Source organism: Streptomyces sp. NPDC111802, from assembly GCF_055634335.1.
Genome location: NZ_JBVKCZ010000002.1, coordinates 59,085 through 75,659 on the forward strand (window position 1 = coordinate 59,085; position 16,575 = coordinate 75,659).

The window sequence follows — 16,575 nt, forward strand, 5'->3', positions numbered from 1 at the left end:
CCGACCCTTGCCCGCCGTTCCGATCAGTTCGAAGAGCCTTCTCCATAGCGATGCCGGAGGCAGGAGGCGACGACCACGAAGGGCCAGAGGGACTGAATGGCCGTGACAAGGCGTTCGGCGACACCGGCGGGGCCGTCCTGCTGCATTTCGAGCACGAACCAGGCAGCGCTGACGAGTATCAGGACGGTCGCCATGGCGGAGGGCGCGACCCGTAGCGCCCATGGTGCGGCGTTGCGACGGTCGGCGGCCAGCACCGGCCATACGGCGAGGAGGGCGAATCCCACGCCCACGACCGCGCCGTGGCGCAGGGAACCCCCGCTGCTCGGCGGCGGGATCAACGCCACCACGCACGCCGTCACTCCCCCGGCGCCCAGGGCCACCCGTCCGGGGAGTGCGGCGGCACGCAGCCCCAGGGCGGTGAGCAGGTGGCAGACGCCCAGGGCGGCCAGCGCCGCGGTCATCACCCAGGATCCCGCGGCGCCGTAGGACGCGAGGGCGCTGATCGTCTGCCTGGCCGGGTCGTAGGCGGGCCCTTCGAGCTGGGCCGCGATCGCCCAGCCTGCGATCAGTACGGCAGGCGCACAGCCCGACGAGAGCAGGGCCCATCTAGGCACTAGTCGCATCAAACAACCGTAAAACGACGGGAACGGATGACCCGTCAGTCACACGCGGCGTGGCCTCGCCGGAGCCGAACTGCCCTGCGAACTTCGCACGGATCAACTGCAAACGCCACGCCGCGCCACCCCTTCCGGCGCATAGAAATATCCACCAGCATGAGGGGCCCTGAACGGCCGGGAACCGAGATTTCTGGGGGTAGGACATGCAGCGCGCGATGGGGAAGCAGGCCGTCGAGTGGCTCGCGGCGGCCGCGGCGGATCCTCGGTCGTGCAAACGGCAGTGGGACCGGGGCGCGGACGCGGTACTGCTGGAGGCCGGGCGGCTGTGGGACGTGCTCAGCGTGCCCGAGCACCTCGGCCTGAGCACCCTGGATCTGCTGGGGCGCGCACGACGGCGGGCGTGCGGACCCGTCCTGATGAGCAGCGGGGCACGCCGGGTCGGCTTCTTCATCCCGCCCGCTCCGAGCACCGAGTGGACGGGGGCCGGCGTCCGCCATGTCGGCCGGGGGTCGTGGGTCGCCGTACCGCCGCCCCACCGGTCCGGTGGCTGGCGGCTGGAGTGGCTGCTGCCGCCCGACGGGACCGGAGCCCTGTACGACCCCGATGTGGTGCGGCTGGCGCTGAGCGAGGCGGGTGGCGCGTTCGCCGCAGCGGCTCGCGTCAGTCGGCTGTGAGCGGATCGGCGACGCCGACGCGTCCACGGCTCGCGCTTCCCTCCCACACGAACATCGGTCCGGGAAGGCCCCGGGGCACGACGACGGCCGGTACGTGGTCGGGTCCGTCGGCGTGTCGCGCGCTCGCCGGGCCGGCCTCGACGGCCGGGGTCAGGCCGGCGCACCGGCCGACCGCCCAGGCGGTGACGGCCTGCCCCTGGCCCTCGGTGACCGGGGCGCCGTCCCACGCCGTGTCGCGCCGCCCGGGAACCGCTCGCCCCTTGGCACGCCACTCGGCGACCAGCGCCGCGTAGATCGACGGCTGCCCCCGGACGCCGGTTGCCGGTACTACGTACGACAAGGGTGCGGCATCGCCTCGTAGGAAGCGCCGCGCCGATTCAGTGCTGTCCACCATGCCGGGGCAACGCCGAGGCGTGCGCCGGTGGTACGCCAACCGTCTCCGCTACCACCCGGTCGAGTGAGCAGGTCCCCCGGATGGAGTCATGGCGTGCTCGACACACAACACCCGCCCTCGAACGAGACAGGAGCCGCTTGCATGAACCGGAACGACAGCGACGACACCGCCGACTGCCCGTGGTGCGACGCACTGCTGGAGGCGAGCCCGTCACCGACGGCACCGCCGACGGTGCTGTCGGAGCGACGGCACGACCCCTACGTCTCCGGTGCGCAGTACGACGACGGCGACGACGACTGGTGAGGACGGCGGGGCGTCACGGACCCACGCCGTCGCCGCGCGGCGTGCGCTCGTGCAACTGGGCGGCGAGTACGGCGACATCGTCCTCCGCGTGCCGGGCGTCGAGGCGGGCGAGCACGGTGTCCAGGACGTCCTCGACGTCCGCGGCGGCCTCGAATCCGACGTCGGCCAGCCGGTCCAGGGACTGGTCGATGTCCTCGCCCCGGCGCTCGACGAGCCCGTCGGTGAACAGCACCAGCGTCTGGGCCGGGTCCAGCCGGTAGGCGGCCGGCTCATAGCCGCCCAGGCCGGTGCCCAGGGGCGGGCCGACCGGTACCGGCAGCAGTGAGGTACGGCCCTGTCCGTCGATCACGGCCGGGGGCAGATGGCCTGCGCTGGCCAGGGTCACCTGGCCTCGGTTGGGGTCCACGCGGGCGATCAAGCAGGTGGCCGGCCGGCGGTCGGGCTCCGCGGAGGCGCTGTCGTCGAGCTGCCGCAGCACGCGGTGCGGCGGCAGGTCGGCGGAGGCGATGTAGCGCAGCGAGGAGCGGTACGCGGTCATGTCGACGGCGGCTTCGATGCCATGCCCCATGACGTCGCCGACGACGAGCAGGGTGCGGCCGAAGTGCAGGCGGACGGTCTCGCACCAGTCGCCGCCGACCAGGGCGCTCTGACCGACGGGCATGTGGCGGATGGCGACGTCCAGGTTCGGGTGCGGGCGGCCGGGCTCGGCGAGCAGCGCCCGCTGGAGGTTGCCGACGATCCCCCTGACCCGCTGGTGCTCCCGGGCGTGCCGGATGTGGGACGCGGCGCGTTCGGCGAGGACGCCGAGAAACTCGGCCTCGGCCGGGGTGAACGGTGCCCGGTCGCGGGCGCAGACCAGCCCGCCGTAGGGCTGTCCGTCGGTGCTCAGCGGCACGCAGAGCACCGGTCGGGCCCCGCCGGCGGAGACGTGGGAGATGGGGGTCGCGGCCTCCACCAGCGCGCTGGTCTCCCGCGCCGCGGCGATGGCCCACCGGACGCCGGGCAGCAGAGCCGGGTCGCCGCTGACGGCCTCGTACTCCGCCTCGGCCTCGCGGTCCGGGCGCAGCACCGCCGCCGTGCCGCCGACCTGCCGGACCGCCTCCCGGGTCAGTTCGGCGCAGGTGGCGTGCTCGTCGAGGGTGGTGCCGATCCTGGCCAGTACGGTGCGCAGCGCGGCGAGCCGGGACGGCACGACGAGGTTCTGCTCGGGTACGCCGCCGGAGGCGACGGGCACGGCCGTCGGCGGTCTGTGAAACGACTGGAACCAGCGCACCACAACAAACACCCTAAAACGGTGACAAACCCTCACAGGCGACGCACACACTGCCCAGCGTCCGGCACGCGCCCCCACGGTGGCGCCGCGCACAGCGCGAGCACGGACAGCGTACGGGTGGTGACACCGCGGGCAGGAGTGACTCCGGGCACACCCGGCGCAAGCGCCCGTCCCCGGCGTGCTCGGACAGTACGGGGGCGCACGCCCTGCTACCTGCCTGTTTGGCGCGCGGGCGCTCGCCCCATACGGGGAATTGAGCTCCCGCCGTATGGCCGCGGCACCTGGCACCCGGTGCACTAGGGCATCAACCAGGCGTCAGCGCACCACAGGGAGGCTCTTTATGGCACTCACGGAGTGGACGAGGTCGATGGAGTGGCTGGCCGCGGCGTCGGAGGACCCCGGTGCCTGCAAGCAGGAGTGGCAGAACGGCAGCACGGGCGTCACGCTTCTGGAAGCCGGACGGTTCTGGGACGTGCTGATCGTGCCGGAGCAGCTCGGGCTGCGGGTCGTCGACCTCCTGGAGGAGCTGCCGTTGCTCGACCCCGGCCCCTGTCTGCTGGACGCCCGGCGCCGTCATGTGGGCTTCCTGCTGCCGCCCGAACCGCAGACCGTGTGGATCGGCACCGGCGTGCGCCTGCTCGGCGCCGGCACCTGGATCGCCGCTCCCGCCCCGCACTGCCGCTGGGGCGCGCTGCGCTGGCTGGTCCCGCCGGACGGCACCGGCAGCCTGCACATGCCGGAGGTCCTGGAGGTGGCCCTTCAGCGCTGCGCGGGCGAGCTGTCCCGCCTCCAGGGACACGGCGCGACCGCCGCGCACGGCCAGACGGTGCCCGTCGAGACGGCGGCCGTTGGTCCCCAGCCGGTACGTCAGTACGCGTCAGGGGGACGCGTACGGCCGTGACGGCCCGGGGCGTCGGTGCGATCCGCGCGCCCCGCTCAGCCCAGGAAGCTCAACCGCACCTGCCGGTCGGGGTTGTCCCGGTTGGTGTCCACGAGGCACACCGACTGCCAGGTCCCGAGTTCCAGCCGCCCGCCCACCACCGGCAGCGTCGCATGGGGCGGGACGATCGCCGGGAGGACGTGGTCGCGGCCGTGGCCGGGGCTGCCGTGGCGGTGCTGCCAGCGGTCGTCGGCGGGCAGGAGGGTGTGCAGGGCGGTCAGGAGGTCGTCGTCGCTACCGGCGCCCGTCTCGATGATCGCGACACCGGCCGTGGCATGCGGCACGAAGATGTTCAGCAGGCCGTCGCGGCCCGCCGCAGCCTCCCGCAGGAAGGCCTCGCAGTCACGGGTGAGGTCCACGACCCGCTCCGAGGAGCCGGAGGCGACATTCAGAACTCGGGTGGTGAAGGCGTCTGACATGCCCTCCATCCTCGCCCATACGGCGGAGTTCACACGTCAGGAGGCGGACGAGGCGTGATACGCGAGGTCCACTTGGCGAGACGCCATTGACCATGGCCGCGCCATCTGGCTACTTTCTGCGGCATGTTGCGTTCAGCCCTGCTCACCACGCGCGGTCACATCGACCTGCTGCGGGTGGCCTCCGCCGCGTGTCGCCGCGGCCGCTGACGCCCTTCCTCTCTCTCACCGCTTCCGCTGTCACGGCACCGTTCCGCCCGTACGCCTGAGCTCTCCATCGAGCTCTCCGTGAGGCGGGGCGGTGCCCCAGCGCGCACACCGCGTACACCGCGTACAGCCACTGGTCGCTCGCCCCCGTGGAGCACTCACTCATGAGCATCAGCCATGCCCCGCCCGACACGCCCGTGACGGATATTTCGGATATATCCGGTGACGGCACCGCCAAGCCCCCCTCCCCACCACCACCCGACCTCGTACCCCTCGTCCCCGCCTCCTCCCGCCGCACCCGCGTCCCCCGCTGGCTGCGCCGCACCACCGGCCCCGTTCTGCTCCTGATCCTGTGGTAACTGCTCAGTGCCACCGGTGTGTTGACCGCCGACCTCCTCGCCTCGCCGGGCCGCATCGCCCAGGTCGCGGGTGATCTGATCGCCGACGGCTCGCTGACCTCGGCCATGGGGACCTCCCTCCAGCGTGTCGCCGCAGGGCTGGCGCTGGGTACCGTCGTCGGGACCGGACTCGCCCTGGTCTCGGGCCTGTTCCGGGTCGGCGAGGACCTGGTGGACGCGCCCGTGCAGATGCTGCGGACCGTGCCCTTCGTCGGGCTCATCCCGCTGTTCATCATCTGGTTCGGCATCGGCGAGGCGCCCAAGGTCGCCATCATCACGCTCGGCGTGACCTTCCCGCTCTACCTCAATGTGTACGCCGGTATCCGCGGCGTGGAAGCCCAGTTGATCGAGGCCGGGGAGTCGCTCGGACTGTCCAGGTGGGGGCTTGTGCGGCACGTCGTGCTGCCCGGTGCGCTACCGGGCGCCCTGACCGGCCTGCGCTACTCCCTCGGCATCGCCTGGCTGGCCCTCGTCTTCGCGGAACAGGTCAACGCCGACTCCGGCATCGGGTTCCTCATGGTGCAGGCGCGGGACTTCCTGCGGACCGACGTGATCGTGGTCTGCCTGATCGTCTACGCCTTCCTCGGCCTGCTCGCCGATTTCATCGTCCGCTCCCTGGAAAGGCTGCTGCTGCAATGGCGACCGACGTTCACCGGCCGGTGAGCCGCGAGGCCACCAAGGCCCACCATGCCGTGCATGTGGCGGGACTGACCCGCTCCTTCGACGGGCGCGCGGTCATCGACGACCTCCAACTCGACGTCCAGCCCGGCGAGTTCGTCGCCCTCCTCGGCCGCAGCGGCTGCGGCAAGTCCACCCTGCTGCGCATCCTCGCCGGCCTCGACCGCGACATCGAGGGCACCGTTCTGGTACCGCGCCGCAAGGCGGTCGCCTTCCAGGCGCCGCGGCTGATGCCGTGGAAGAGGGTGTGGCGCAACGTGCTGCTCGGCCTGCCGGGAAAGCCCGGCCGCGCGGTCGCCGAGCAGGCGCTCAAGGAGGTCGGCCTGGACCACCGTACGAACGCCTGGCCCAAGACGCTGTCCGGCGGCGAGGCCCAACGCGCCTCCCTCGCACGCGCGTTGGTCCGTGAGCCCGATCTACTGCTGCTCGACGAGCCGTTCGGCGCGCTGGACGCGCTCACCCGGATCAAGGCCCAGCGCCTGGTGGGCGAGTTGTGGCAGCGGCGTGGCTGCGCGGTCCTGCTCGTCACGCACGACGTCGAGGAGGCCGTGCTCCTGGCCGACCGCGTCCTGGTGATGGACGGCGGAGTGATCGCGCACGAGCAGCGCATCGACCTCGACCGCCCGCGCGACATCACCGACCCCCGGTTCGCGGAACTGCGCGCCGGCCTCCTGGAGCGACTCGGCGTCGACACCGCCGCCGAAGCCGCCTGACCAACCCCACCCCTGAACGGAATCCCCATGCGACGACACCTCGTCCCCGCCGCCCTTCTCCTCCCCCTCGCGCTCCTGCTCACCGCCTGTGGCGGGAACTCGGCAGCCGAGACCTCGACCGACGTCGACGGCAAGGGCTCCCTCACGCTCAATGTCGGTGACCAGAAGGGCGGTTCGGAGGCCATCCTGCGCGCCGCCGGAGAGCTGAAGAACCTCGACTACAAGATCAAGTGGTCCACCTTCACCTCCGGACCGCCACTGCTCGAAGCCGTCAACGCCAAGGCCGTCGACATCGGCGGCGTCGGCAACACACCGCCGGTCTTCGCGGCGGGCGCGGGCTCGAAGATCACGGCGGTGGCCGCCTTCAAGGGCACCTCCAAGGGCGACGCGATCCTCGTGCCGAACGACTCGAAGCTGACCAGGCCCGAGCAGCTCAGGGGCAGGTCGATCGCGGTGGCGCAGGGCTCCTCCGCCAACTACCAGCTGGTCGCGTCGCTCAGGAAGGCCGGGCTGAGCCTGAACGACGTCAAGGTCAAGTACCTGCAACCGGCCGACGCACTGGCCGCGTTCAGCGCCGGCAAGGTCGACGCGTGGGCGGTGTGGGACCCCTACACCTCACAGGTGCTCCTGTCCAAGCAGGGCCGGGTGCTGACGACCGGCGACGGGATCACCAACGGTCTTACCTTCCAGGTGGCGGCCCCGGCCGCGCTGAAGGACAAGAAGAAGGCCGCCGCCATCGAGGACTACCTGGAGCGACTGCGACGCGCCACCACATGGGTGCACGACCACCAGGAGGAGTGGGCCGAGGTCTGGGCAAAGGACACCGGGCTGCCGTACGACGTCGCGCTGGCCTCGGTCAAGCGCACCAACGCCAGCCGGATCTCGGTCGCGGTCGACAAGCCGGTCATCGCCTCCGAGCAGGAGATCGCCGACACCTTCACCGAGCTGAAGCTCATCCCGAACAAGGTGGACTTCGGCGACTTCGTGGACACGCGGTACAACGGCGACCTGCCGCCGTCGACCACTCGGGCCCGGGTCTCGGAGGGTTCCTGACATGACCGTCCATCTTCACTGGTTCCTGCCGACCGGCGGCGACGGCCGCACCCTGGTGGACCGGCACGCGTACGCCCCCAACCAGCCCGGGAAGCCGGCCGGCGTGCGCGCGCCCGACATCGAGTACCTGGTCCAGATCGCGAAGGCCGCCGAGCGGTTGGGGTTCGAGGCGGTCCTCACCCCGACCGGCACCTGGTGCGAGGACGCCTGGCTGACCACGGTCGCCCTGGCCCAGCACACCGAACGCCTCAAGTTCCTGGTCGCGTTCCGGCCGGGGCTGATCTCCCCGACGCTCGCCGCGCAGATGGCGGCGACCTACCAGCGCCTCACGCGGGGGCGACTGCTGCTCAACGTGGTCACCGGCGGCGACTCGGCCGAGCAGCGCCGGTTCGGTGACCGGCTCGACCACGACCAGCGGTATGCCCGTACGGATGAGTTCCTGTCCGTCGTACGCGGGGTGTGGCGCGGTCAGCCGTACGACTTCCACGGCGATCACTACCAGGTCGACGGCGGGCTGACCGCGCAGCCGCCGGACCCGGTGCCGCAGCTGTTCTTCGGCGGGTCCTCCGGGGCGGCCGGGCCGGTCGCGGCGCGGCATGCGGACGTGTATCTGACGTGGGGCGAACCGCCCGCGCAGGTCAAGGAGAAGATCGACTGGATCCGCTCGCTCGCCGAGCGGGAGGGCCGTACGGTCAGCTTCGGGATCCGGCTGCACACCATCTCCCGGGACTCGTCCGCGGACGCCTGGTCGACCGCCCACCGGCTGCTCGACGACCTCGACGCGGACACCATCAGGGCCGCGCAGGCGACGCTCGGGCGCAGCGAGTCGGTGGGGCAGCAGCGCATGCTCGCCCTGCACGGAGGCTCCCGCGCCGATCTGGAGATCTACCCGAACCTCTGGGCGGGCGTCGGTCTGGTCCGGGGCGGTGCGGGAACGGCGCTGGTCGGAAGCCATGCCGAGGTCGCCGAGCGGATCGAGGAGTATCACGCGCTGGGGGTGGAGCACTTCGTGCTGTCCGGGTATCCGCATCTGGAGGAGGCGTACTGGTTCGGGGAGGGGGTGGTTCCCGAGCTGGCGGCGCGCGGCCTGCTCGACGGCACGGCCACGGAGGCCTCTGTTCCGCTGCTGGTCGGGGGCGGGCGCTGAGGTCCGGGACCTCGGGGGAAGATCCGCACCCCCCGGGCGGTTAGTAGAAGCGTGAACGATGCCGAGGTGGTCGAGGAAGTCGACGTGGTCGTCATAGGCGCTGGTCAGGCGGGTCTGTCCAGCGCCTATCACCTGCGGCGCACCGGCTTCGAGCCGGACCGCGACTTCGTCGTCCTCGACCACTCCCCCGGTCCGGGCGGCGCCTGGCAGTTCCGGTGGCCGTCGTTGACGTACGGCAAGGTGCACGGGATGCACTCGCTTCCCGGCATGGAGCTGACAGAGGCCGATCCCGGGCGGCCGTCGTCCGAGGTCATCGGGGCGTACTTCGACTCGTACGAGCGCACCTTCGACCTGCGGGTGCGGCGGCCCGTCGATGTGCGTGCCGTGCGTGAGGGCCCGGACGGGCGGCTGCTCGTCGAGACCTCGGCGGGGACCTGGGCGACGCGGGCGCTGATCAACGCGACCGGCACCTGGGACCGGCCGTTCTGGCCGCGCTACCTGGGTCAGGAGACGTTCCGGGGCCGTCAGTTGCACACCGCGCAGTACCCCGGACCCCAGGCGTTCGCCGGTCAGCGGGTCGTGGTCGTGGGCGGTGGAGCCTCAGGCACCCAGCATCTGCTGGAGATCGCGCCCTACGCCGCCGCCACGACGTGGGTCACACGACGCCCGCCGGTGTTCCGCGAGGGGCCCTTCACCGAGGACGTGGGCCGGGCGGCGGTCGCTCTGGTCGAGGAGCGGGTCCGGCAGGGGCTGCCGCCGAAGAGCGTGGTCTCGGTCACTGGGCTGCCCCTCAACGACGCCATCCGGCGGGGGCTCGCGGACGGGATCCTGGACCGGCAGCCCATGTTCGACCGGATCACACCGGACGGGGTGGAGTGGAACGACGGGCGGCATGTGGACGCCGACGTCATCCTGTGGGCAACCGGCTTCCGGGCCGCCGTGGACCACCTGGCCCCCCTGCATCTGCGCGAGCCGGGCGGCGGCATCCGGGTGGAGGGCACGCGCGCGGTCGCCGATCCCCGTATCCATCTGGTCGGCTACGGCCCCTCCGCAAGCACGATCGGCGCCAACCGGGCCGGCCGCGCGGCCGTACGGGACATCAGGCGGTTGCTGGCCGAGGAGCCGGTGGCGGCGTGACGCGCCGACCGGACGGACCAGCATCCGCATGATGTCCCGTCGGCTCACTTCGCCGGCTTCGGGCTCGCCTTCTTCTGCTGGGCGTTGAACTCGGCGACATTGCGCTGGTGTTCGGCGTAGTCGGCGGTGAAGCGGGTGTCGCCGGGCCGGACCGTGACGAAGTACAGCCAGTCGCCCGCGGCCGGATTGATCGCGGCACGCACCGCCTCCTCGCCCGGGTTGTCGATCGGCGTGGGCGGAAGCCCCATGCGCTGGTACGAGTTGTAGGGGCTCTCGATCCGTGTGTCCGCCTCGGTCGTCCTGAGGGTGGAGCGGTTCAGCGCGTAGTTGATGGTGGAGTCCATCTGGAGCGGCATGCCGCGTTCCAGCCGGTTGAAGATGACCCGGGCCACCTTGCCCATGTCGGCCTTGGTGGCGGCCTCGGCCTGGACGATGCTCGCGATGGTGACCGCCTGATACACGTTCATGGCGTTGCGCTGCGCACCGGCGGCGATCGGGGCGCCGCTGAACTTCTTGTTGGCGGTGTCGACCATGGCCGACAGCAGCGAATCCGGCGTCTCCTTCTTCCCGCCTCGTTCAAGCGGATAAGTCGCCGGGAAGAGGTAGCCCTCCGGGTTGCCGTCTGCGTCGTTCGGCAGCTTGAGGTCGAGCTTTTCGAGGGACTTCTTCGTCGTGCCGGACGGCAGGGTGAGGGCCTTGTCGACGGCGGCGTAGACCTGGCTCGCCCGCCAGCCCTCCGGGATCACCAGCGAGGTCGGCTTGGCCTCCTCCTCGTCCATGACCAGCAGCGGCACCGCCACGGCGGTGCCGGCCACGACGGCGCCGGCGGCGATGAGGGCCATACGTCCCCGGCGCGTCAGTCGAATCGAGCTCCGTGGCGGAGTGTTCAAGTACATGCGGGAACGGTAACCCGCACATGCTCACAAACCCGGCATATCGTCACCCCGTCGGCTCCAGTTGGGCATCCCTTCGGACCAGCGCCGCATAACGCCCCTCCCGCGCCAACAGCTCCTCGTGCGTGCCTCGTTCGGCGACGCGCCCCGCATCGAGGACCACGATCTGGTCGGCGCCCCGAATGGTGGACAGCCGGTGGGCGATGGTGACCGTGGTGCGGTTGGCGGACAGGGCGTCGATGGCCTCCTGGACGGCGTGTTCGGTGCGGGTGTCCAGGGCGCTGGTCGCCTCGTCGAGAATGAGGACGGGCGGGTCGCGCAGGATCGTACGGGCGATGGCCAGGCGCTGTTTCTCACCGCCGGAGAAGCGATGACCTCGCTCGCCAACGACGGTGTCGTAGCCGTCGGGCAGCGAGGCGATGTGGTCGTGGATCTGAGCCGCCTTCGCCGCCGCGTGCAGTTCCTCGTCGGTGGCGTCCGGCTTGGCGAAGCGCAGATTGTCGGCGACCGAGGCGTGGAAGAGGTACGTCTCCTGCGAGACGACGCCGACCGCGCGGGCGAGGGTGTCGAAGTCGAGGTCGCGCACGTCGATGCCGTCGAGGGTGACCCGGCCGCCCGTCACGTCGTACAGCCGCGGCACGAGATGGCCGAGCGTCGACTTTCCGGCGCCGGTCGGGCCGACGACCGCGAGGCTGCCGCCCGCCGGGACGGTGATGTCGATGCCGTCGAGGATCGGGCCGCTCTTGCCGTCGTAGCGGAACTCCACGTCCTCGAAGCGGACCTCGCCCTTGACGCGGTCCAGGCGCGCGGGGTTGTCGCGCTCGGTGATGTCGATGGGCAGGTCGAGGTACTCGAAGATGCGCTGGAAGAGCGCGAGCGAGGTCTGGATCTGGACGCCGGTGGACAGCAGGCTGACGGCGGGGCGGAACAGGCCCTGCTGGAGCGAGACGAAGGCGACGATCGTGCCGATCGAGACCTGCGGACCGCCGACTTGGAGGGCCATCCCCGCGGTCCAGTAGATGACCGCGGGCATGGCGGCCATGACGACGGTGATGACGGCCATGCGCCAGCGGCCGGCCATGTTCGACCTCACCTCGAGGTCGACCAGTCCCTCGGACTCGTCCGCGAAGGCGTCGGTGAGCGAGTCGGAGCGGCCCATCGTGCGGCCGAGCAGGATGCCGCTGACCGAGAGGGACTCGGTGACGGTGGCGGCCATCGCGGCCATCTGCTTCTGGCGCTGGGTGGTGATCTTCTTGCGTTCGTTGCCGACGCGGCGGCTGATCCAGACGAAGAACGGAAGCAGGAGCAGCGATACGACGGTCAGCCGCCAGTCGAGGGCGATCATCGCGACGATCGTGGCCACCACGCTGGTCAGGTTCGAGACCAGGGAGGTCGCCGTGGAGGTGACGGTGGCCTGCATGCCGCCGATGTCATTGGCGATGCGGGACTGCACCTCGCCGGTGCGGGTGCGGGTGAAGAAGGCGAGCGACATGCGCTGGAGGCGGCCGTAGACCGCGGTGCGCAGGTCGTGCATGACGCGCTGGCCGACCGTCGTGGAGATCAATGTCTGCAGCACGCCGAAGACGCTGGTCAGGACGGCGCTGAGGATCATGCCGAGCGCGAGCAGGCTGAGCAGGCCGGTGCGGCCCTCGGGGATCGCGACGTCGAGGATCGCCTTGAGCAGGAACGGCGTGGCGACGCCGACCAGCGACGAGGCGCCGACCAGGAGGCCGACGACGGCGAGCCGTCCGCGGTACGGGCGGAAGAGCTTGAGGATGCGGCGGACCTGCCGGGGCTGTTCCTTCGGTGCGGCGGGTGCCGTCCAGGTGGGTTCGTTGTCGGGGTGCATGGGCTCCTACGGAGGGGTGACGGTGAAGACTGACGGAGCTTAGCTCATTGTTACCTATGCTCACAATGCACATGGTCCTGATATTGTTCCCGCATGACCACCCCCGATCCCGACGGCCCGCTCGCCGAGCAACTGCTGCGCCTCACCCGTCGGGTGCACCGGATCCAGAAACGGCATTTGCAGGAGCGCGGCCTGGGCGTCACCCCGGCACAGTCACGCCTGTTGCGCACGCTGGCGCACTATGACTCGCCGCCCCGGATGGCCGATCTCGCCGAGCGCCTGGAGGTGGTCCCGCGCGCGGTGACGACTCTGGTGGACGGGCTGGAGGCGAGCGGGAAGGTACGGCGGGCGCCGGATCCGACGAACCGGCGGGTGATCCGGATCGAGCTCACCGAGGACGGGCGCAAGGCCTTGCGGGAGCTGCACGGGGCGCGACGGTCGGCCGCCGAGGAGATCCTGGCGCCGCTGACGGATGAGCAGCGGGCGGTGCTGGGTGAGTTGCTGGACACACTGATCGACGGAACCGCCGGCCGGGGCTGCTGAGCGCGAAGGGCCGCGGCCACCGCTCCGTGGTGCTGGAGCGGTGGCCGCGGCCCTGGCCGTGCTTGAACGTCAGCCGGTCTCGGAGGCTGCCGCCGTCGGCACCTCGGGCTTCGCGGATTCCGGCTTCTCAGGCACCTCGGGCACCTCGGGCTTCTTGAGTTCGGCCTTCTCGGCCCCCTCGGGCTGCGGGAGTTCCAGGCGTTCCGGTTTCTCCGACTCGCCGTCCTCCACATCGACCTCGATCTCGCCGTCCAGGACCTTTCTCGCCCGCTCCCTGTCGAGCGCGCCCTCCCAGCGGGACACGACGAAGACGGCGACGCAGTTGCCGAGCAGGTTGGTGACGACGCGCATCGAGTCCATGATCCGGTCCACGCCGAGCAGCAGGGCGACGGCGCCGGCCGGGATGGCTCCCAGCGAGGACGCGGTCGCGGACAGGGCGAGGAACGCCGAGCCGGGGATGCCCGCCATGCCCTTGCTGGTCAGCATCAGCACCAGGACCACGGTGATCTGCTGGCCGAGGCTGAGGTCGACGCCCACGGCCTGGGCGATGAACAGCGTGCCGATGGACAGATAGAGCGAGGCGCCGTCGAGGTTGAACGAGTAGCCCGTCGGCAGCACCAGACCCACGGCGTCGTCTCGGGCGCCGGCCTTGCGCAGCTTCTGCATCACCCGAGGCAGGACCGACTCGGTGGACGCGGTGCCCAGCGCGAGCAGCATCTCCTCACGGATGTAGCGCAGGAACTTCCACAGGCTGAGCCCGGTGACCACCTTCAGAGCGAGGGCGAGCAGCGCGATGAACAGCGCGGCCGCCGCGTAGCACAGCACGATCAGCTTGCCGTACGTCTCGATCACGCCGAGCCCGTAGTTGCCGATCAGGACGGCCATCGCGCCGAACACCGCGATCGGGGCCAGCCGCATGACGAAGCCGACGATCGCGAAGATGATCTCCTGCGCCTGCTCGATGGCGGGCAGCACCTGCGGCACCTTGGTGTGGCCGAGATGCAGCAGCGCGGCACCTACCAGGCAGGCCAGGACGAGCACCTGGAGCAGGGAGTTCTCGGCGAAGGCGCCGAGGAAGGAGGTGGGCAGGGCGTTCAGGACGAACTCGCTGGTGGAGGGCAGGTGTTCGCCGCCCGTCTTCGCGTCGACCGCCGAGGTGTCGAGCGTGGACGGGTCGATGTTCATCCCGGCCCCGGGCTGGACGAGGTTGGCGGCGATGAGTCCGATGAGCAGCGCGAGCGTGCTGGCGACCTCGAACCAGATCAGGGCCTTCAACCCGATCCGGCCGAACGCCTTCAGATCGCCGGCCTTGGCGATGCCGACGACGACCACGCAGAACACGAGGGGCGAGATGATCGTCTTGATGAGCCGGATGAAACCGTCGCCGAGCGGCTGGAGATCCGCGGCGAATCCGGGCCACAGCTTCCCGACGACGATTCCGAGCACGAGCGCGCAGGCGACCTGCGCGAAGAGAGAGGTACGCAGCATGCGTGCGACGCGTCGCGACAGGGACGGTACGGGCGGCGGCACGGGCACTCCTTGGGGACGACGGCACACAGAAGTCCCCAGGGACGGGGGACTTCTGCCATACGGAAAGCGGATTCCGTGCCGTTCACTTTGCGGGTGATGTTGTTCCCCCACAAGACCGCCGTGTTGCTTCCGCGTAAATCACGCCCCGCGAGACGCATCGCACACAACTCGCCTCAGCAGCCGCCGCGATCCTCGGTGAGCACCCCTTGGACGGTGGTCAGCGAGCGGTCGTAGCAACCGCTTGTGCCGTACGACCGGTAGCGCTCGCTCGTCGTGCCGACAGCGTGCCGCTGGTCGCGCGGCACGTTCAACGTCCATGACGCGTCGCCCTCGACGGTGTCGTCGAGCCGCGACCACGCGATCCGTCGTCCGCCCTGGGTCGTGACGACCGCGGCACTGTCACCGAGGGTCAGCACGGTACGCAGTCGGTCACCCGCGCCGATCGTGATCGAGCCGTCCATCGTGTACGTCCGCTGCGTGCCGGTCGTCCGGGCCGGGCCGCGTCCGTCGACGGTGACCGACTGGTCGTCCGTCCAGGTGGCGTCCAGGGCGTCCAGGTTCTCGCCGTCGGTCCAGCGGTGCGCGGAGTCGTTCGTCAGCGACCGGCGCACCGTGGTCGTCACCCGGCCGTGCGAGGTGTCGACATATCCGGAGACGGTCAGTCGGTGGCCACCCTCGGTGTCCACCCGGTGCTCCGAACCGGGCGTGTACGTCGAGAAGTTGGCGAGGTCGCCGACCCGGTGCGCGGTGAGCCTGCCGGTGACGTGCGCGCTCTTCGCGTCCTGCCAGACGAGGACGTTGACGGGTGCGCTCCACCCGCTCTGCCCCTCGGGGACGCCGAGGACGGAGACCTCTACCCGGTGCGGGCGGCCGTCGTTGAGGACGCCGGCGAACGGCGTCAGGTCGTATTCGATCGGCTTGACGTCGAAGGCGCGCGGCCCCGGGATGACGTACCAGAGGAAGGGGTTGGACCAGCCGCCCGTCCACACATGCGGGAACGGCGCGGCGATTCCGGCCAGTTGGCCGTCGACCTTGATCTGCACCTCGCGGTAGGGGCCACCGGCGGCCTTGCAGGAGTAGGGCGCGGGGTCGGGTGCCGAGAGATACCAGAACTCCTCGCAGCCTCCGCCGGAGCCGGTGGCGTACACCTCGGCGACTATGCGTTCGCTGTTGCGTGGGGTGGTGAGCGTGCCGTCGTGGAGGGTGAGGACCTGGTCGGGGGCCGTGGCGGGGCGGTCGGGAGTCTCGACGGGGCGGTCGGGGGTCGGCTCGGCGTGGCCGGCGTAGAACGTCAGCGTGACCTTGACGTCGATGACGCCGGTGTAGGTGTCGTCGACAACGTTGCCGATCAGCATCTCGACGTCCTGGCCACGGCGGAAGGTGTCGCTGTAGCGCGTGACGTCCTTCTCCACGGACCACTCGATGCCATCGGGCGACGGCTCCGGAGACGACGTACGGAAGACCTCGACCCCGCCGATGCGCAGATAGCCGAGCCGGTCGTACTGGCGGCCCTTGACCTTGCCGTCCATCCGCAGCACCACCTTGCTCCAGCGGTCGCCGCAACCGTCGGGCGGTGTGTAGCCGCCTCGGTACGGCGTGAAGTCGCGGAACTGCGCCTCGGCCACGGTGACCTGGCAGGACTTGCCCGACGGTTTGACGATCGGCGGGGCGGCGGTGACGGGGTCGTGCCAGTCGGTGGTGAACTCGGCCGGCACATCGGCGGATTGAGCGGGGGACGCCCCGAGGAGTGAGCTCGCCAGGAGGGTCGCTCCTGCGAGCATGGACATGACGATCCGTCTCTTCATGGCCG

17 protein-coding genes and 1 pseudogene are annotated in these 16,575 nt (G+C 70.8%); 10 read left to right on the forward strand and 8 right to left on the reverse strand.

What is annotated here, in order from left to right; genetic code table 11:
- Positions 1-23: 23 nt before the first annotated feature.
- Positions 24-623 carry a DUF998 domain-containing protein gene (locus tag ACZ7NC_RS01950; protein WP_471484061.1) on the reverse strand — a complete coding sequence of 200 codons (600 nt, stop codon included), beginning with the start codon at positions 621-623 and terminating at the stop codon, positions 24-26.
- Positions 624-820: 197 nt separating this feature from the next.
- On the opposite strand from ACZ7NC_RS01950, the gene ACZ7NC_RS01955 reads away from it, so the two are divergent.
- Positions 821-1,291, forward strand: coding sequence for a hypothetical protein (locus ACZ7NC_RS01955; protein ID WP_471484064.1), 471 nt, complete (start codon positions 821-823; stop codon positions 1,289-1,291).
- Here the strand turns inward: ACZ7NC_RS01955 and ACZ7NC_RS01960 are convergent.
- The gene (locus tag ACZ7NC_RS01960) at positions 1,278-1,631 is read right to left on the reverse strand and encodes a hypothetical protein (protein ID WP_471484065.1); all 354 of its coding nucleotides are present in this window, start codon (positions 1,629-1,631) and stop codon (positions 1,278-1,280) included. The genes ACZ7NC_RS01955 and ACZ7NC_RS01960 overlap by 14 nt on opposite strands.
- Positions 1,632-1,826: 195 nt before the next feature.
- Between ACZ7NC_RS01960 and ACZ7NC_RS01965 the strand changes: the two genes are divergently transcribed.
- Positions 1,827-1,988 (forward strand): hypothetical protein, encoded by a 162-nt coding sequence (locus ACZ7NC_RS01965; protein ID WP_471484068.1) that lies wholly within the window; start codon positions 1,827-1,829, stop codon positions 1,986-1,988.
- A gap of 13 nt (positions 1,989-2,001) precedes the next feature.
- Here ACZ7NC_RS01965 and ACZ7NC_RS01970 read toward each other — a convergent pair whose 3' ends face one another.
- Positions 2,002-3,273, reverse strand: a complete 1,272-nt coding sequence (locus ACZ7NC_RS01970) for a PP2C family protein-serine/threonine phosphatase (RefSeq protein WP_471484070.1) — start codon at positions 3,271-3,273, stop codon at positions 2,002-2,004.
- A 328-nt stretch (positions 3,274-3,601) separates the two neighbouring features.
- Between ACZ7NC_RS01970 and ACZ7NC_RS01975 the strand changes: the two genes are divergently transcribed.
- Complete coding sequence (locus ACZ7NC_RS01975; protein WP_471484073.1) at positions 3,602-4,162, forward strand: hypothetical protein; 561 nt, start codon at positions 3,602-3,604, stop codon at positions 4,160-4,162.
- 35 nt (positions 4,163-4,197) lie between these two features.
- Here the strand turns inward: ACZ7NC_RS01975 and ACZ7NC_RS01980 are convergent, their stop codons facing one another.
- A complete protein-coding gene (locus ACZ7NC_RS01980) occupies positions 4,198-4,620 on the reverse strand; it encodes a secondary thiamine-phosphate synthase enzyme YjbQ (protein WP_471484076.1) in 423 nt (140 codons plus the stop codon).
- Between the two features lie 123 nt (positions 4,621-4,743).
- Between ACZ7NC_RS01980 and ACZ7NC_RS01985 the strand changes: the two genes are divergently transcribed.
- The 6 genes and pseudogenes from ACZ7NC_RS01985 (at position 4,744) to ACZ7NC_RS02010 (ending at position 9,950) form a co-directional block, all read left to right on the forward strand.
- Positions 4,744-4,827 (forward strand): putative leader peptide, encoded by an 84-nt coding sequence (locus ACZ7NC_RS01985; RefSeq protein ID WP_313884353.1) that lies wholly within the window; start codon positions 4,744-4,746, stop codon positions 4,825-4,827.
- Between the two features lie 161 nt (positions 4,828-4,988).
- Positions 4,989-5,885: pseudogene (locus tag ACZ7NC_RS01990) on the forward strand (ABC transporter permease).
- Positions 5,858-6,613, forward strand: a complete 756-nt coding sequence (locus ACZ7NC_RS01995) for an ABC transporter ATP-binding protein (RefSeq protein ID WP_471484078.1) — start codon at positions 5,858-5,860, stop codon at positions 6,611-6,613. Before ACZ7NC_RS01990 ends, ACZ7NC_RS01995 begins: the two are co-directional and overlap by 28 nt.
- 27 nt (positions 6,614-6,640) lie before the next feature.
- On the forward strand, positions 6,641-7,666 hold the full coding sequence (locus tag ACZ7NC_RS02000; RefSeq protein ID WP_471484080.1) for an ABC transporter substrate-binding protein: 1,026 nt from the start codon (positions 6,641-6,643) through the stop codon (positions 7,664-7,666).
- Between the two features lies 1 nt (position 7,667).
- On the forward strand, positions 7,668-8,813 hold the full coding sequence (locus ACZ7NC_RS02005; protein ID WP_471484082.1) for an LLM class flavin-dependent oxidoreductase: 1,146 nt from the start codon (positions 7,668-7,670) through the stop codon (positions 8,811-8,813).
- A 51-nt stretch (positions 8,814-8,864) separates the two neighbouring features.
- Complete coding sequence (locus ACZ7NC_RS02010) at positions 8,865-9,950, forward strand: NAD(P)-binding domain-containing protein (RefSeq protein WP_471484084.1); 1,086 nt, start codon at positions 8,865-8,867, stop codon at positions 9,948-9,950.
- A 44-nt stretch (positions 9,951-9,994) separates the two neighbouring features.
- On the opposite strand, the gene mltG is transcribed toward ACZ7NC_RS02010, so the two are convergent.
- The gene (mltG, locus tag ACZ7NC_RS02015) at positions 9,995-10,846 is read right to left on the reverse strand and encodes an endolytic transglycosylase MltG (protein ID WP_471484086.1); all 852 of its coding nucleotides are present in this window, start codon (positions 10,844-10,846) and stop codon (positions 9,995-9,997) included.
- Positions 10,847-10,889: 43 nt separating this feature from the next.
- Positions 10,890-12,692 (reverse strand): ABC transporter ATP-binding protein, encoded by a 1,803-nt coding sequence (locus tag ACZ7NC_RS02020; protein ID WP_471484087.1) that lies wholly within the window; start codon positions 12,690-12,692, stop codon positions 10,890-10,892.
- Between the two features lie 93 nt (positions 12,693-12,785).
- Here ACZ7NC_RS02020 and ACZ7NC_RS02025 point away from each other — a divergent pair, with 93 nt between their 5' ends.
- A complete protein-coding gene (locus ACZ7NC_RS02025; protein ID WP_471484088.1) occupies positions 12,786-13,235 on the forward strand; it encodes a MarR family winged helix-turn-helix transcriptional regulator in 450 nt (149 codons plus the stop codon).
- A gap of 69 nt (positions 13,236-13,304) precedes the next feature.
- Here the strand turns inward: ACZ7NC_RS02025 and ACZ7NC_RS02030 are convergent, their stop codons facing one another.
- Complete coding sequence (locus ACZ7NC_RS02030) at positions 13,305-14,765, reverse strand: cation:dicarboxylate symporter family transporter (protein ID WP_471484089.1); 1,461 nt, start codon at positions 14,763-14,765, stop codon at positions 13,305-13,307.
- A 173-nt stretch (positions 14,766-14,938) separates the two neighbouring features.
- Entirely contained in the window at positions 14,939-16,570 is a 1,632-nt protein-coding gene (locus ACZ7NC_RS02035) for a peptide-N4-asparagine amidase (RefSeq protein ID WP_471484090.1), read from the reverse strand.
- Positions 16,571-16,575: the final 5 nt, after the last annotated feature.

What these genes read in the sequence shown, in the direction of transcription:
- ACZ7NC_RS01950 (WP_471484061.1), bottom strand. Translation starts at nt 623, where the DNA reads ATGCGACTAGTGCCTAGATGGGCCCTGCTCTCGTCGGGCTGTGCGCCT.
- ACZ7NC_RS01955 (WP_471484064.1), top strand. Translation starts at nt 821, where the DNA reads ATGCAGCGCGCGATGGGGAAGCAGGCCGTCGAGTGGCTCGCGGCGGCC.
- ACZ7NC_RS01965 (WP_471484068.1), top strand. Translation starts at nt 1,827, where the DNA reads ATGAACCGGAACGACAGCGACGACACCGCCGACTGCCCGTGGTGCGAC.
- ACZ7NC_RS01975 (WP_471484073.1), top strand. Translation starts at nt 3,602, where the DNA reads ATGGCACTCACGGAGTGGACGAGGTCGATGGAGTGGCTGGCCGCGGCG.
- ACZ7NC_RS01980 (WP_471484076.1), bottom strand. Translation starts at nt 4,620, where the DNA reads ATGTCAGACGCCTTCACCACCCGAGTTCTGAATGTCGCCTCCGGCTCC.
- ACZ7NC_RS01985 (WP_313884353.1), top strand. Translation starts at nt 4,744, where the DNA reads ATGTTGCGTTCAGCCCTGCTCACCACGCGCGGTCACATCGACCTGCTG.
- ACZ7NC_RS01995 (WP_471484078.1), top strand. Translation starts at nt 5,858, where the DNA reads ATGGCGACCGACGTTCACCGGCCGGTGAGCCGCGAGGCCACCAAGGCC.
- ACZ7NC_RS02000 (WP_471484080.1), top strand. Translation starts at nt 6,641, where the DNA reads ATGCGACGACACCTCGTCCCCGCCGCCCTTCTCCTCCCCCTCGCGCTC.
- ACZ7NC_RS02005 (WP_471484082.1), top strand. Translation starts at nt 7,668, where the DNA reads ATGACCGTCCATCTTCACTGGTTCCTGCCGACCGGCGGCGACGGCCGC.
- mltG (WP_471484086.1), bottom strand. Translation starts at nt 10,846, where the DNA reads ATGTACTTGAACACTCCGCCACGGAGCTCGATTCGACTGACGCGCCGG.
- ACZ7NC_RS02020 (WP_471484087.1), bottom strand. Translation starts at nt 12,692, where the DNA reads ATGCACCCCGACAACGAACCCACCTGGACGGCACCCGCCGCACCGAAG.
- ACZ7NC_RS02025 (WP_471484088.1), top strand. Translation starts at nt 12,786, where the DNA reads ATGACCACCCCCGATCCCGACGGCCCGCTCGCCGAGCAACTGCTGCGC.
- ACZ7NC_RS02035 (WP_471484090.1), bottom strand. Translation starts at nt 16,570, where the DNA reads ATGAAGAGACGGATCGTCATGTCCATGCTCGCAGGAGCGACCCTCCTG.